This is a genomic window from Kitasatospora sp. NPDC054768 (genome assembly GCF_053612025.1).
On sequence record NZ_JBSHBN010000050.1, the window covers coordinates 17,464 to 31,751 of the forward strand.

11 protein-coding genes and 1 pseudogene are annotated in these 14,288 nt (G+C 74.0%); 4 read left to right on the plus strand and 8 right to left on the minus strand.

Annotated features, from left to right (window positions below):
* Positions 1–16: 16 nt before the first annotated feature.
* The 3 genes from hutU to ACWGKU_RS17605 all read right to left on the minus strand — a co-directional run bounded on the left by hutU (position 17) and on the right by ACWGKU_RS17605 (position 3,323).
* The gene (gene hutU, locus ACWGKU_RS17595; RefSeq protein WP_359906110.1) at positions 17–1,684 is read right to left on the minus strand and encodes a urocanate hydratase; all 1,668 of its coding nucleotides are present in this window, start codon (positions 1,682–1,684) and stop codon (positions 17–19) included.
* 364 nt (positions 1,685–2,048) lie between these two features.
* Positions 2,049–2,369 (minus strand): hypothetical protein, encoded by a 321-nt coding sequence (locus ACWGKU_RS17600; RefSeq protein WP_359906104.1) that lies wholly within the window; start codon positions 2,367–2,369, stop codon positions 2,049–2,051.
* Positions 2,370–2,453: 84 nt separating this feature from the next.
* A complete protein-coding gene (locus tag ACWGKU_RS17605; protein ID WP_224278798.1) occupies positions 2,454–3,323 on the minus strand; it encodes a MurR/RpiR family transcriptional regulator in 870 nt (289 codons plus the stop codon).
* Between the two features lie 245 nt (positions 3,324–3,568).
* On the opposite strand from ACWGKU_RS17605, the gene ACWGKU_RS17610 reads away from it, so the two are divergent.
* Complete coding sequence (locus tag ACWGKU_RS17610; protein ID WP_452178813.1) at positions 3,569–3,994, plus strand: hypothetical protein; 426 nt, start codon at positions 3,569–3,571, stop codon at positions 3,992–3,994.
* Between the two features lie 46 nt (positions 3,995–4,040).
* Here ACWGKU_RS17610 and hutH read toward each other — a convergent pair whose 3' ends face one another.
* Together hutH and ACWGKU_RS17620 are read right to left on the minus strand one after the other, a co-directional pair.
* Positions 4,041–5,618, minus strand: coding sequence for a histidine ammonia-lyase (gene hutH / locus ACWGKU_RS17615; RefSeq protein ID WP_401045292.1), 1,578 nt, complete (start codon positions 5,616–5,618; stop codon positions 4,041–4,043).
* A gap of 128 nt (positions 5,619–5,746) precedes the next feature.
* Complete coding sequence (locus tag ACWGKU_RS17620) at positions 5,747–6,913, minus strand: macrolide family glycosyltransferase (protein WP_401045311.1); 1,167 nt, start codon at positions 6,911–6,913, stop codon at positions 5,747–5,749.
* Positions 6,914–7,036: 123 nt separating this feature from the next.
* Here ACWGKU_RS17620 and ACWGKU_RS17625 point away from each other — a divergent pair, with 123 nt between their 5' ends.
* Positions 7,037–7,657 carry a TetR/AcrR family transcriptional regulator gene (locus ACWGKU_RS17625; protein WP_401045295.1) on the plus strand — a complete coding sequence of 207 codons (621 nt, stop codon included), beginning with the start codon at positions 7,037–7,039 and terminating at the stop codon, positions 7,655–7,657.
* 727 nt (positions 7,658–8,384) lie between these two features.
* On the opposite strand, the pseudogene ACWGKU_RS17630 reads toward ACWGKU_RS17625, so the two are convergent.
* From ACWGKU_RS17630 to ACWGKU_RS17640, 3 genes and pseudogenes are all read right to left on the minus strand, one after another.
* A pseudogene (locus ACWGKU_RS17630) lies at positions 8,385–9,542 on the minus strand (diguanylate cyclase domain-containing protein); the annotation flags it as partial.
* A 397-nt stretch (positions 9,543–9,939) separates the two neighbouring features.
* Positions 9,940–11,064, minus strand: coding sequence for an adenylate/guanylate cyclase domain-containing protein (locus ACWGKU_RS17635; protein ID WP_401045297.1), 1,125 nt, complete (start codon positions 11,062–11,064; stop codon positions 9,940–9,942).
* Between the two features lie 173 nt (positions 11,065–11,237).
* Positions 11,238–12,131, minus strand: a complete 894-nt coding sequence (locus ACWGKU_RS17640; protein WP_452178812.1) for a biotin--[acetyl-CoA-carboxylase] ligase — start codon at positions 12,129–12,131, stop codon at positions 11,238–11,240.
* Positions 12,132–12,363: 232 nt separating this feature from the next.
* Here ACWGKU_RS17640 and ACWGKU_RS17645 point away from each other — a divergent pair, with 232 nt between their 5' ends.
* Together ACWGKU_RS17645 and ACWGKU_RS17650 are read left to right on the plus strand one after the other, a co-directional pair.
* Positions 12,364–13,953 (plus strand): acyl-CoA carboxylase subunit beta, encoded by a 1,590-nt coding sequence (locus ACWGKU_RS17645; RefSeq protein ID WP_359906088.1) that lies wholly within the window; start codon positions 12,364–12,366, stop codon positions 13,951–13,953.
* Between the two features lie 29 nt (positions 13,954–13,982).
* Complete coding sequence (locus ACWGKU_RS17650; RefSeq protein WP_401045301.1) at positions 13,983–14,204, plus strand: acyl-CoA carboxylase epsilon subunit; 222 nt, start codon at positions 13,983–13,985, stop codon at positions 14,202–14,204.
* The last annotated feature ends 84 nt before the right edge of the window (positions 14,205–14,288 follow it).

Genomic DNA, 14,288 nt, shown 5'->3' on the forward strand with positions numbered 1-14,288 from the left:
TCGAACGACGGAACCGTCACAGCTCACCCATGGGGACGCGCACGCCGCGCTCGTCGGCGACCTCGACCGCCCGGTCGTAGCCGGCGTCGACGTGCCGGATGACGCCCATGCCCGGGTCGTTGGTGAGCACCCGGCGGATCTTCTCGCCGGCCAGCGGCGTGCCGTCGGCCACGGTGACCTGACCGGCGTGGATCGAGCGGCCGATGCCGACGCCGCCGCCGTGGTGGATGGAGACCCAGGAGGCGCCGGAGGCCACGTTGACCATGGCGTTGAGCAGCGGCCAGTCGGCGATCGCGTCCGAGCCGTCCAGCATCGCCTCGGTCTCCCGGTACGGGGAGGCGACCGAGCCGCAGTCCAGGTGGTCGCGGCCGATGACGATCGGCGCGGACAGCTCGCCGGAGGCGACCATGTCGTTGAAACGCTCGCCGGCCTTGTCGCGCTCGCCGTAGCCGAGCCAGCAGATGCGCGCGGGCAGGCCCTGGAAGTGCACCTTCTCCTGGGCCATCTTGATCCAGCGGTGCAGCGACTCGTTCTCCGGGAAGAGGTCGAGCACGGCCTTGTCGGTCTTGGCGATGTCCTGCGGGTCGCCGGACAGGGCCGCCCAGCGGAACGGGCCCTTGCCCTCGCAGAACAGCGGGCGGATGTACGCGGGGACGAAGCCGGGGAAGGCGAAGGCGCGGTCGTAGCCGGCCAGCTGGGCCTCGCCGCGGATCGAGTTGCCGTAGTCGAAGACCTCGGCGCCGCGGTCCAGGAAGCCGACCATGGCCTCGACGTGCTTGGCCATCGACTCGCGCGAGCGGGTGGTGAACTCCGCGGGCTTCTCGGCCGCGTAGGTGGCCATGTCGTCGAAGGCGACGCCGATCGGCAGGTAGCTCAGCGGGTCGTGGGCGCTGGTCTGGTCGGTGACGATGTCGATCGGCGCGTCCATCGCGAGCAGCTGCGGGAAGAGCTCGGCGGCGTTGCCCAGCAGGCCGATGGAGAGCGGCTGCTTCTTGTCGCGGGCCGCGGTGGCCAGCTCCAGCGCGTGCGCGAGGTTCTTGGCCTCGACGTCCAGGTAGCGGTGCTCGATCCGGCGGGAGATCCGGGACGGGTCGCAGTCGATGCAGATCGCCACGCCGCCGTTCATGGTGACGGCCAGCGGCTGGGCGCCGCCCATCCCGCCGAGGCCGGCGGTGAGGGTGATGGTGCCCTCCAGCGAACCGTTGTACCGCTTGTTGGCGACGGCGGCGAAGGTCTCGTAGGTGCCCTGGAGGATGCCCTGGGTGCCGATGTAGATCCACGAGCCGGCGGTCATCTGCCCGTACATGGTGAGCCCGAGGCTCTCCAGCCGGCGGAACTCCTCCCAGTTGGCCCAGTCGCCGACCAGGTTGGAGTTGGCGATGAGCACGCGCGGCGCCCACTCGTGGGTCTGCATCACGCCGACCGGCCGCCCGGACTGGACCAGCATGGTCTCGTCCTGCTTCAGGCCCTCCAGCGTCCTCACCATGGCGTCGAAGGAGCGCCAGTCCCGCGCGGCCTTGCCCGTGCCGCCGTAGACCACCAGCTTGGACGGGTGCTCGGCCACCTCGGGGTCGAGGTTGTTCATCAGCATCCGCAGGGCCGCCTCCTGCTGCCATCCCTGCGCCGTCAGCCCCGTCCCACGCGCCGCGCGCACCTCACGCGGCCCGCTCGCCTGCTGCACCATAGTTCGGCCTCCCTGCGGATGGATTCATTCAAGCTATGTTCGATTGAATATAACTAAACAGTCGGCTTTCGACCAGACCCCGAAACCATCCGATCAACGCCCGAACCGGAACGCCTGTCGCCAGTAGCCTGCGACCGGAAGCGTCAGCCGATCGGCCCAGCGGAGGACGCCATGGCAGCTGTTCCGGCACGCTCCGGCAGGCTGCGTCGCACCGCCGAAGAGGTCGAGCGGCGCACCGGCCTGCGGGTCGAGATCATCGGCGGCGTCCTGCACGGCACGTACGGCGAGGCCGTCCCGCTGCCCGCGCCGCCGCCCGCCGAGCTGGACACCTCCGGCCTTCCGCTGTACGCGCCGCGCGGCCGGGTCAGGCCGCCGCGCCGCCGTCCCAGTCGATGCCGATCTCGGCGAGCCAGCGGCGGTCGTCGGCGTCCGGGGCGGGCGGGGACGGCGGGCGGGGGATGTTCTGGACGGGGCCGAGGCCGTACTTCTCGGCGGCCGCGACGGCGCGGGCGTCGGGTTCGATGACGCCGACGTGGACGGCCGACTCGTCGCCCGGGTCGAGGACGGTCAGTTCGGGTTCGGGCAGGCGCCGCAGGGTGACGCGGCGTCCGCAGGCGGGGCAGGACCATTCGTCGGCGCCCGAGGAGAGGCGGGCGACGAACTTCATCTCGTGGATCACGTGCATGGGTGGCACCCCCTGCAGGAGGGGATGCCCGGGTTTGTGACGGCTACTCCCCCGCCGCCGTTCCGGGCCGTGCTTGTTCCACGCTCATTCCAGGAAGAGGCCGCGCGCCGCCGCCGACTGCTCGATCGCCTCCAACCGGGCTTCCGCGCCCGGCAGTTCGTCGCACATGGATTGCAGCAGCACCCGGCCGAGCATCATCGGGGCGCACGCGGTGTCGAAGACCAGCCCGGTACCGACGGCGGCCGGCAGCATCAGGTCGGACAGCTTGGCGACCGGCGCGAAGGCGCTGTCGGCCACGGTGAGCACCGTCAGCCCGCACTCGCGGGCCACCGTCAGCGCGTCCATCAGCTCCCGCGGGTAGCGCGGCAGCGCGAAGCAGAGCAGTGCGCTGGCCCCGGCCGCCCGGGCCTGTTCCAGCCGGTCGGCGAGCATGCTGCCGCCCTCGTCCAGCAGCCGGATGTCCGGGTGCACCTTGGCCGCGAAGTAGGCGAAGCCGCGCGCCTGCGCCGAGGCGGCCCGCAGGCCGAGCACCGGCAGCGGGCGGGAGGCGGCGAGCAGCCGGGCGGCCCGGGTGATCGGCTCCGGGTCGGCGAGGAGTTCGGCGAGGTGGCGCAGGTGGGCGATCTCGGCGAGCACGGCCTGCTGGTGCTCGTTGCGCACCGCGTCGTCCGGGGTCTCCGGCGCGGCCTGTTCGCCGCCGCCGAGTTCGCGCAGCTGCTTGCGCAGCGCCGGGTAGCCGTCGTACCCGAGCGCGACCGCGAAGCGGGTGACGGAGGGCTGGCTGACGCCCGCGAGTTCGGCGACCTCGACGCTGGACAGGAACGGCGCCTCGGTGGCGTGCCGCACCAGCGAGTGGGCGATCCGGCGCTGGGTCGGCGTCAGCCGGTGCCCCTCGAACAGTTGGAGCAGCCGGGCGGAGGGGCCGACGCTGCCGGTCTCGTCGGTGGCGGTCATCAGCGGTACCTCCGGGTGCGAGGGGGTCGGACGACGACTGTGCAGGAGCGGGCCGCACCTGGCAAAGACGTCTCGTACGGCGGGACGTCCGGTGGGACGCCCCGCGGGTCGGACCGGTCGGACCGGTCGGGCGGTCCGGCGGTCGGCCGAACCGGGTCGGGGTAACCCTGATTTGTCCCTGAGCCCGCCCGGATTCCTCCTCCGAACGGATGGACCGGGGGCCCCGGCGGCCCCACCCTGGTTCCATGGACACTCGTCAGGACGAACTGCGGCGCGACCTCGACGCCACCCTCCAGGCCCGCAAGGAGCTCGGCAAGGAGTACGAGGACGCACTCGTCGACTCCTTCATGAAGCGGCTCGACGCCCGGCTGGACGCCCGGGTCGAGCGCTCGGTGGCCCAGCGGTTGGACGACTACGAGCCGCGGTCCCCCCACCGGGGGCAGCCCCGCCGTTCGGGCTGGGGCAAGCGCTCCAACACCGGGCTCGCGGTGACCTCGCTGGTCCTCGGCATCCCGCTGACGGCGATCGCGGGCAGCCCGGAGAGCGGCGGCTTCGCCGGTCTGGTGGTCTGCTGGGCGGGCATCGTCGGGGTCAACCTGGCGGCCGCCCTGGGCGAGCTGCGCAACCGCCGGGACCGCGCGGAGCGCTCGCCGCGGAGCGACTGGGACTGAGCCCCCGTCACTCCGCGGCGACGCCACGACCCCGGCCGGCCGGGGCTCAGGCCAGCGGGCCGGTGACCCGCTCGACCGCCCGCACCAGCTCGCCGGAGGCGACCAGCTCGGCGGCGGCCTCCAGGTCGGGCGAGAGGAAGCGGTCGCGGCCGGCGCCGCCGACGCCCGCCTCCCGGGCGGCGGCCATGGCGGCCGCGGTGGCCGGGGCGACGCGGCCCGACGCGTCGGCCTGCTGACGGATCTCCAGCGCCCGGGCGGACGCGGTGAGTTCGACGGCGAGGATCCGGCCGAGGTTGGCCACGGCCTGGCGCAGCTTGCGCGCGGCCGACCAGCCCATCGACACGTGGTCCTCCTGCATCGCGGAGGAGGGGATCGAGTCGACCGAGGCCGGGACGGCGAGCCGCTTGTTCTCGCTGACCAGCGCCGCCTGGGTGTACTGGGCGATCATCAGGCCGGAGTCCACGCCCGGGTCGTCGGCCAGGAAGGCCGGCAGGCCGTGCGAGCGGGCCTTGTCGAGCAGCCGGTCGGTGCGGCGCTCGGAGATCGAGCCGAGGTCGGCGGCGGCGATGGCGAGGAAGTCCAGCACGTAGGCGACCGGGGCGCCGTGGAAGTTGCCGTTGGACTCCACCCGGCCGTCCGGCAGCACCACCGGGTTGTCGACCGAGGCGGCCAGTTCGCGCGAGGCGACCAGCCGGGCATGCTCCAGGGTGTCCCGGCCGGCGCCGGCGACCTGCGGGGCGCAGCGGATCGAGTAGGCGTCCTGGACCCGCGGCGCGTCGTCCTGGTGGTGGCCGGTGAGGCCGGAGTCCTTGAGGACGGCGAGCATGTTGGCGGCGCTCAGCGCCTGGCCCGGGTGCGGACGGATCGGGGCGTGCAGCTCGGGGGCGAGCACCTTCTCGGTGCCGAGCAGCGCCTCCAGGCTCATCGCGGCGGTGATGTCGGCGGTGGTGAACAGCCGCTGGAGGTCGGCGATGGCCATCACCAGCATGCCGAGCATGCCGTCGGTGCCGTTGATGAGGGCGAGGCCCTCCTTCTCCAGCAGCTCGACGGGCTCGATCCCGGCGGCGGCGAGCAGTTCGGCGGCGGGCTTCTCCACGCCGTCCGGGCCGGTGGCGGTGCCCTCGCCCATCAGGACCAGTGCGCAGTGCGACAGCGGCGCGAGGTCGCCGGAGCAGCCGAGCGAGCCGAACTCCCGCACCACCGGGGTGATGCCCGCGTTGAGCAGGGCGGCCATGGTCCGGGCGACCAGCGGCCGGACGCCGGTTCGGCCGGAGGCCAGCGTCTTCATCCGCAGGAACACCAGCGCGCGGACCACCTCGCGCTCGACCGCCGGCCCCATGCCGGCGGCGTGCGAGCGCACCAGCGACCGCTGCAGCTGGGCGCGCAGCTCGGGGCTGATGTGGCGCACGGCGAGCGCGCCGAAGCCGGTCGACACGCCGTAGACGGGGCGCGGCTCGGCCGCGAGGGCGTCGATCCGCGCGCGGGCGACCGCCATCTCGGCCAGCGCGTCGGGGCCGATCTCGACCCGGGCGTTGCCCCGGGCGACGGCGAGGACGTCCTCCGCGCTGACGTCGGCCTTGCCGACCAGGACCAGCGGAGCGTCGGGGGCCACAGCACTGTGCATATCCATATACACCATCACATCAGGTGAATGAAGATATGACAACAGGTGCTCGCCATCCGGATTCTCCGCCCTCCGGACCGGCGCCGCACACCGCGGCCCCCGGGCCGCCTCCGCTTCACCTCACGAGTTCACCTCACGAGCTCGGCCTCGATCAGGTCCACCGCCCGGGCGGTGCCGCCCTCGGCCCGCCCGGCAGCGGACAGCTCGCGCAGCCGCTCGGCCACCGCCGGGTCGCCGACCAGCTCCAGCAGGGCGGCGCGCAGCGCCTCCGCGGTGGCCTGCTCGGTGTCCAGCCGACGGGCGACGCCGAGCCCCACCAGGGCGTCCGCGTTGGCGAACTGGTCGGTGGCCTGCGGCACCGCGATCATCGGCACGGCGTGGAACAGCCCCTCGCTGGAGCCGCCCATGCCCGCGTGGGTGACGAAGGCGTCCGCCTGGGAGAGCACCGACAGCTGCGGCACCCACCGGTGCACCTCGACGGTGTCCGGCACCTCGCCGAGCTCGGCCGGGTCGGTGTGGCTGCCGATCTGGAGCACGGTGTGCCAGCCCGGCAGCTCGCCGAAGGCCCGGACGCAGGCCCGGTAGAAGGCGGGCTGGTGGGTGAAGGCCGAGCCCAGCGAGACCAGCAGCACCTTCTCGGCGCCGGCCGGCCGCTCCCACCGCCCCTGGTGGGCGCGGTCGCCGAAGCAGGGCCCGACGAAACTGATCCGCCGCTCGTCGACCCGGTCGGCGTTGGGCTGCAGGGCGCGCGGGACCAGGGCGATCGCCCGCTCCGGGCGGTTCTTGAAGGCGTCCACGTCGCGCTGCGCCGCACCGGCCTCGGCCAGCCAGTCGGCGAACCGGCGGTAGTGCTCGGCGCCGCCCGGACCGGTGCGGATCGCCTCGAACACCTCCGCGAGGTCCTGCTCGAAGCCCTCCCAGCCGACGAAGGTGGGCGACAGCTGCACGACCGGCACCCCCAGCCGCTCGCCGAGCGCCCGGGCCGCGAAGCCCGCGATGTCGCAGAGCACCAGGTCGGGCCGGTCGTCGGCGAAGGCCTCCAGGAGGACGGGCCACATGGAGAGCGCGTCGTCCAGGAACAGTTCCTGGATCGCCACCGGATCCTCCATCCAGCCGTCCGGGTCGTCGGCGAGCGGCAGCTTCGTCGGGTACGGGACGAAGGCGGCGCCGGTGGACTCGACGGTTTCCCGGAAGGACGGGTCGTTGACGTAGCTGACCCGGTGGCCGCGGGCGACCAGCTCGGTGATCACGGCGAGGCTGGGGTTGACGTGGCCATGGGCCGGAATGGAGACCATCAGGATGTGTGCGGGGCGGTTCACGGGCACCTCCGGGGCAGCGATGAAGACGAGACGGACCGTCTCGCGGTTGCTTGAGAAGACAATACGGTTCGTCTCGCTGTTGCGCATAGAATTTTTCCCATGGCTTCCAGAACCGCCCCCGACCCCGCCCGCCGCAGCGAGCGCGCCCGCGCCGCCGTCCTCACCGCGGCCACCGAACTCGTCGCCGAGGTCGGCTACGGCAAGCTGACCATCGAAGCGATCGCCGCCCGCGCCGGCGTCGGCAAGCAGACCATCTACCGGTGGTGGCCCTCGAAGGGGGCGGTGGTCTTCGACGCCTTCCTCGCCGCCGGCGAGCACGAGGGCAGCCTCGCCCTCCCCGACACCGGCGACCTCGCCGCCGACCTCCGCGCCGTCCTGCGCCCCACCAGCGACGAGCTCGCCGACCCGGGCGCCGACCGCACCTTCCGCGCGCTCCTCGCCGAGATCCTCAACGACCCCGCGCTGCACGCCGAGTACCGCACCCGCCTGCTGGACCCGCTGCTGGAGGTCACCCGCGACCGCCTCCGCCGTGCCCGCGAGGCGGGCCAGATCGCCCCCGACGCCGACCTCGACCTGGCCGTCGAACTCTTCTACGGTCCGCTCAACTACCGCTGGCAGTTCCGGCTCGGCCCGCTCACCCACGAGCACGCCGACCTCCTGGTCGACGCCGCCCTCCGGGCGCTCAACCCGCCCGCCGCCGACGGCGGCCGCGGCGCCTGAACCAGCACACGGCCACCACCGCGACCGGCACGCGGAGCAGCGGCACGAGGGCGGGCCGGGTGTACGGCCCGCCGGACCCACCGCGGGAGCCGTGCCGACGGCGAGGTGCCCGGGGCGCCGTCACCGGGTCCGCCGACGGGCCCCGACCGGGGGTGCCGCCTCAGACCGCCGGCGGCGAGGCCGGGCCCGCCAGGGCGACCGAGACCAGGGCCCGCATGGCGCAGGCGGCCTGGCCCAGCGGCAGGGTGGCGTCGTCGGCGAAGAGCTCCACCAGCCAGCCGCCGGCCGGGTTCTGGCCGCCCGCCGCGACCATGCCCCGGTAGCCGGAGACGACGAGCATCGCCTCCTCCGCCGGGTCGTTGCCGGCCGCACCCGACCGCAGGGCGAAGGCGCCGCCGCGCACGGCGCGGCGGGTCATCGGGTAGTGCCGGAGGTCGAAGACCGCGTCGGGGGCCTCGATCCGGGCCCGCTGGGTCTCGGCGCGGGCGTTGGCGGGGCCGCTGGTCATCCGGTAGACGGCGTGCTGGGCGGTGCGCATGAACTGGGAGCCCGGCGGAACGTACGAGACCCACCAGCCGACGGCGTCCAGCAACCGGGCGGCGGCCTCGGCGACCACGACCAGCTTGCCGAGGGTGTCCGCCGGGTGGACGGCCCGGGCCGCGGCGGCCCGGTCGAGGGAGGCGAGCACGGCGGTGAGCAGCTGCCCCGGGTCGGCGCTGTGGGCGGCGCCGCGGAACCGCCGCCGGTCGCCCGCCCCGGCCCGGCCGTTCGGCCCGCGCCGCCCGTCCGCCCGGTGGTGCGGGTCGGCGGCGTCGGCGAGCAGCACGGTGGGGTCGGGCGAGAATCCGGGGCCGTGGCTGCGCCCGGCGACCACCGGGTGGGCGGCCCGGGCCGCCTTGGCCCGGTACTGGGCGGCGTCGGCGAGCCGGAACAGCCGGTCGGGGGTGGTGACGGGCCCGATCGAGTCCCCGGTGGAGGCGACGCCGCAGGCCACGCCCTCGCCCTCGGAGAGCGCGAGCGCCCGGGCGCACAGCTCCTCGGCGACGGCGACCACCTCGTCGGCCTTCTGCCCCTCCACCAGCAGGCAGAACTCGTCGCCGCCGAGCCGGGCGGCGAGGCTGCCGGGGAGCTTGGCGGCGGCCAGCGAGAGCTGGTGGGCGAACCGCTCCAGCAGCCGGTCGCCCATCTCGTGGCCGAGCTGGTCGTTGACCCGTTTCAGTCCGTTGACGTCGCAGACCACCAGGGAGACCACGGTGTTGTCCCGGTTGTGCGCCTCCAGCGCGCTCTCCAGCCGGGCGTCGACGGCCCGCCGGTTGGCCAGGCCGGTGAGCGGGTCGGAGAAGGCGAGCCTGCGCAGGTCGGCGAGGCGCTCGGTCTGCGCCAGCCCGGCCGAGACCTGGGCGGCGAGCAGCGTCGCGTAGTCGGCGTCGCCCTCGGTGAACCCGGGCATCCCGGCCGACCGGGCGAGGTAGAGCTCGCCCCAGGCCTGGCCGTGCAGCACGATCGGCGCGACCACGCAGCAGGCCCGCCCGCGCCGGCGCAGCGCCGCGGCGCGCTCCTGGCAGTACGCGCCGGCGGTCGGGTGGGCGTGCCCGGCGTGCGGCTCGCTGTTCTCGGCGGTCTGCAGCCAGGCGCGCGGCAGCCGCCCGGTGGTCCAGCGTTCCTCCAGGTACGTGACGATCTCGGGGAAGTCGGCGACCGGGTACGACTCGTCCTCGGGCAGTTCCTCCTCGCCCGGGGCGAGTTCTCCGTGGTTGACCAGGACCCGCAGCCGGCCGGACTCCCGGTCCCAGACCGAGACGGCGGCCATGGTGGCGCCGAGCGCCTCGGTGGCCCGGGTGGCGGCGGCCCGGACGGCCTCCAGCGGGGTGAGCGCGGCGGCCATGTCCTGGGCGAGCTCGACCACGGACTGCAGCCTCAGGTCGGGCAGCGGGTCGGGGTTCCGCGGACGGCCGCAGTCGCAGTCGCGGTCCGTCATGATCGCCTCGCTGCTCACCGGCTCGCCTCGCTCCCTGTGCTCGGTCCTGCCAGACCCCCGCCGACCGGCCGCTTGCACCAAGACTATGGCGGTTTCCTTCGCTTATGCCCCGTTTGCCCGGACGGACCCGCAGCCGACCGTACGGGTTTCAACCGTTCGGCACCCGGAAAGCCGTACCCGCCGCGGGAGAGCCGCACCCATCGCCGGAGAGCGCGCCCACGGACCTCCGCACCGCGGACGGCTTCTCCGCCCCCACGCCTTCCCCGCAGGCGGAGCGCTATTCGCCTTCCCCGCGGGCGGAGCGCTACTCGGCCTTCAGCCGCCGGGTGAGCAGCCACGGCTCGACCAGTCCGAGCCCCCGCACCGGCCGCCGCCACATCGGCTGCAGGTGGAACCGGGCCCCGGCCTCCGGGCCCGGCATCGGCAGCCCGGAGGCGGGCATCCCGACCGCGGCCGACAGCGCCTCGGCCAGGCCCGGCCCCTCCGAGTCGGCCGGGGCGACGCTGCCGTTCTGCTCCAGCGCGGCGGCGAACTCGCCGTCGATCAGCACCGCGTCCTTGGGGGCGATCGAGGTCAGCCGGCTGGCCAGGTTGACGGTGGTGCCGAAGACGTCGCCCATCCGCGAGGTGACCGTGCCGAAGGCCATGCCGACCCGCAGCGGCGGGATGGTGTCGTCCCCGGCCAGCGCCTCGATCAGGCTCAGCGCGATCTCGGCGGCGGTCGCCGGGTCCTCGGAGACGTAGAGGATCTCGTCGCCGAGCGTCTTGATCACCCGGCCGCCCTGGCCGGCGATCAGGTCCGAACAGGTGTTCTCGAAGGTCTCGACCAGCTCGCCGAGCTCCTCCTCCTCCAGCCGCCGGGACAGCCGGGTGAAGCCGACCAGGTCGGCGAAGCCGACGGCGAGCCGTCCGCTGGTGATCTCGTTGTCCTCGGCGGCCTGCACCACCCGGCCGGTGACGGCCGCCAGCTGGCGCCGCCAGACGTACACCAGGAACTGTTCCAGCTCCGGCAGCAGCAGCTCGACCAGCGGGTACGCGACGTCGGCCCGGGTCAGCCCGGGCTCGACGGACTGGGTGAGGTTCTCCAGGAAGGTGTCCATCTGCCAGCCGGCCAGCCGGGCCGTGGTCTGGCCGGTGGAACGGGCCACCTGGATCGCCATCGACTCGCTGAGCAGCCCGGACTCCACCAGGCCGGCCAGGCGCCGCAGCGCGATCACGTCGCCGTCGGTGAGCGCGCGGGACTGGCCGATGTCGGGGAAGCCCATGGCGCGCCAGAACCGGGTGGCCAGCTCCATCGGGACGTCGGCGGCGCGCGCGGCCTGGTACGGGGTGTAGCGGCGCGGCGCGTCCAGGATCAGGCGTTCCAGTTCGAGCGCGACCGTGGGGTCGTTGCTGCCCGCCGTCGCGCCGCTGCTGCCGTCCTCTGCCACCGGTCCGTCCCCGTGCGATCGCCGCACTCGCCTCGTGTCCTACCGGTCCGGGCGCGCCGTCCGCCACCCGGGCGGACAGTGGCGCGCCTCACACCGCTGCCAGGTGGAATGTTCGCACGGAATCGTCGGATCCGGGGCATCAGCCCGGGTCAAGGGGTGGTGAAGACTGCCGTTCAGCGGGCCTCGGGGCGCACGTGGACGACGTCCCCGGCACCGACCGCCCGGCGTACGCCGTCGGGCGTGCGGACCACCAGCCGCCCGTCGCCGTCCACCGCCACCGCCTCGCCGACCAGCTCGCGGTCGCCCGGCAGGTGCACCTTCACCCGGCGGCCGAGCGTGGTGCAGCGGTCCGCGTAGGCGCGCAGCAGGTCGCTGGCGTGCGGGTCGCCCGCGGCGGCCGTCCACTCCCGGTACAGCTCGGCCAGCTCGCGCAGCAGGGCGCGCAGCAGGGTGCCCCGGTCGGTGGTGGAGGCGCCGGCCAGCGCGAGCGAGGCGGCGGCGGGGACGGGCAGTTCCTCCGTGCGCAGCGAGACGTTGAGGCCCATGCCGACCACCACCGCGCCGCCCGACAGCTCGGTGAGGATGCCGCCGAGCTTGCGCTCCGCGCCGTCGATCTCCGTCTGGAGGTCGTTGGGCCACTTCAGGCCGACCTCGACCCCGGCGACCCGGCCGAGCGTGCTGGCCGCGGCCACCCCGGCCAGGATCGGCAGCCAGCCGTACCGCTCGACCGGCACCCCCTCGGGGCGCAGCAGCACGGACAGGAACAGCCCGGAGCGGGGCGGGGCGGTCCACTGCCGGCCCAGCCGGCCGCGGGCGGCACTCTGTGCCTCGGCCACCAGCACCGCGCCCTGGGCGGCGCCCGCCGCGGCCCGGGCGGCGAGGTCGCTGTTGGTGGAGCCGGTCTCGGCGACGACGTCCAGCGTGGTCCACAGGCCGCCCGGGACGAGCAGGTCGTGGCGCAGCGCCTCCTCGTCCAGCGGCGGACGGTCCAGGTCGGTCCAGGGCGACGGTCCGGCGTGGCCGAAGCCGCGCAGTCCGCTGCGGCGGGGGGTCTCGGGTGCGGTCATGGGAAAACCCTAGGACCGATCCGGGACGCAGGCCGCCCCATCGTCCCGCAGAACACCCGTCAACAGAACTGTGTCGATGGTCATGACGCCAGGACGTGCCGCATCGCCCTCCGCGCTGGCTACGCTACCCAGCGGTAGTTCGTAGCGCCGCCCTGCCCTCATGCGCGGGCCCACCACCCGGCCCCGCGCGCACTCGAACAGGTCGCGGCCATGGATCAGGGAGAGCCACCGGATGACCGAGGCGTCGTACGACCCCCACACCACCGCCGGCAAGCTCGCCGACCTGCGGCGAAGGCTGGACGAGGCGGTGCACTCCGGCTCCGCGAAGGCCGTGGAGAAGCAGCACGCCAAGGGCAAGCTGACCGCCCGCGAGCGGGTCGCGGAACTGTTGGACGAGGACTCCTTCGTGGAGTTCGACGAGTTCGCCCGGCACCGCTCGACCAACTTCGGCCAGGAGAAGAACCGGCCGTACGGCGACGGCGTGGTGACCGGCTACGGCACCGTGGACGGCCGCCAGGTCGCCGTGTTCGCCCAGGACTTCACCGTCTTCGGCGGCTCGCTCGGCGAGGTGTTCGGCGAGAAGATCGTCAAGGTGATGGACTTCGCGCTGAAGACCGGCTGCCCGGTCATCGGCATCAACGACTCCGGCGGCGCCCGGATCCAGGAGGGCGTGGTCTCGCTCGGCCTGTACGGCGAGATCTTCCGGCGCAACGTGCACGCCTCCGGCGTCGTCCCGCAGATCTCGCTGATCATGGGCCCCTGCGCGGGCGGCGCGGTGTACTCCCCCGCGATCACCGACTTCGTGGTGATGGCCGACCGGACCTCGCACATGTTCATCACCGGCCCGGACGTGATCAAGACCGTCACCGGCGAGGACGTCGCGATGGAGGAGCTGGGCGGCGCGCGCACCCACAACGCCAAGTCGGGCAACGCGCACTACCTGGCCGCCGACGAGAAGGAGGCGATCGAGTACGTCAAGAGCCTGCTCTCGTACCTGCCGTCCAACAACCTGAGCGACCCGCCGTCCTACCCCGAGCAGGCCGACCTCACGGTCACCGAGGAGGACCTCGAACTCGACACCATCGTGCCGGACTCGGCGAACCAGCCGTACGACATGCGCACGGTGATCGAGCACATCGTCGACGACGGCGAGTTCCTGGAGACCCAGCCGCTGTACGCGGGCAACATCATCACCGGCTTCGGCCGGGTCGAGGGCCAGTCCGTCGGCATCGTCGGCAGCCAGCCGATGGACCTGGCCGGGTGCCTGGACATCAACGCCAGCGAGAAGGCCGCCCGCTTCATCCGCACCTGCGACTCGTTCAACGTCCCGGTGCTGACCTTCGTCGACGTGCCCGGCTTCCTGCCCGGCACCGAGCAGGAGTGGGACGGCATCATCCGGCGCGGCGCCAAGCTGATCTACGCCTACGCCGAGGCCACCGTCCCGCTGATCACCGTGATCACCCGCAAGGCCTTCGGCGGCGCGTACGACGTCATGGGCTCCAAGCACCTGGGCGCCGACCTCAACCTGGCCTGGCCGACCGCGCAGATCGCCGTGATGGGCGCGCAGGGCGCGGTCAACATCCTGCACCGCCGGGAGATCGCCGAGGCCGAGGCGGCCGGCACCGTCGAGGAGAAGCGGGCCGAGCTGATCGCCTCGTACGAGGACACCCTGCTGAACCCGTACCTGGCGGCCGAGCGCGGCTACGTGGACGCGGTGATCGCGCCGAGCGAGACCCGCCGGCACATCGTCCGCGGTCTGCGGGCGCTGCGCGGCAAGCGCGAGGTGCTGCCGCCGAAGAAGCACGGCAACATCCCCCTGTAGGCCCCGTCCCTGTCGGGAGAGAAGCAGCCATGTCCCCGATCCACGTACTGCACGGGCAGCCGACCCCCGAGGAGCTGGCCACCGTCCTGGCGGTGGTCCAGGCCCGGGCCGCCGCCGCGCAGGCCGCCGCCGAGGCGGCGCGCCTGGCCGGTGCCGGCCCGGCGTCCCCCTGGAACGACCGCGCCCGCCTGCACCGCCCCGCCGTCCGCCCCGCCGTGAACGCCTGGCGGACCTCGGGCTGGGCGCACTGACACCCGCCGTGGGGGGGGGGGGGGGGGGGCCCCCCCCCCCCCCCCCCCCGGGGCCGGCGGGCCCCCCCCCCCCCCCCCCCCCCG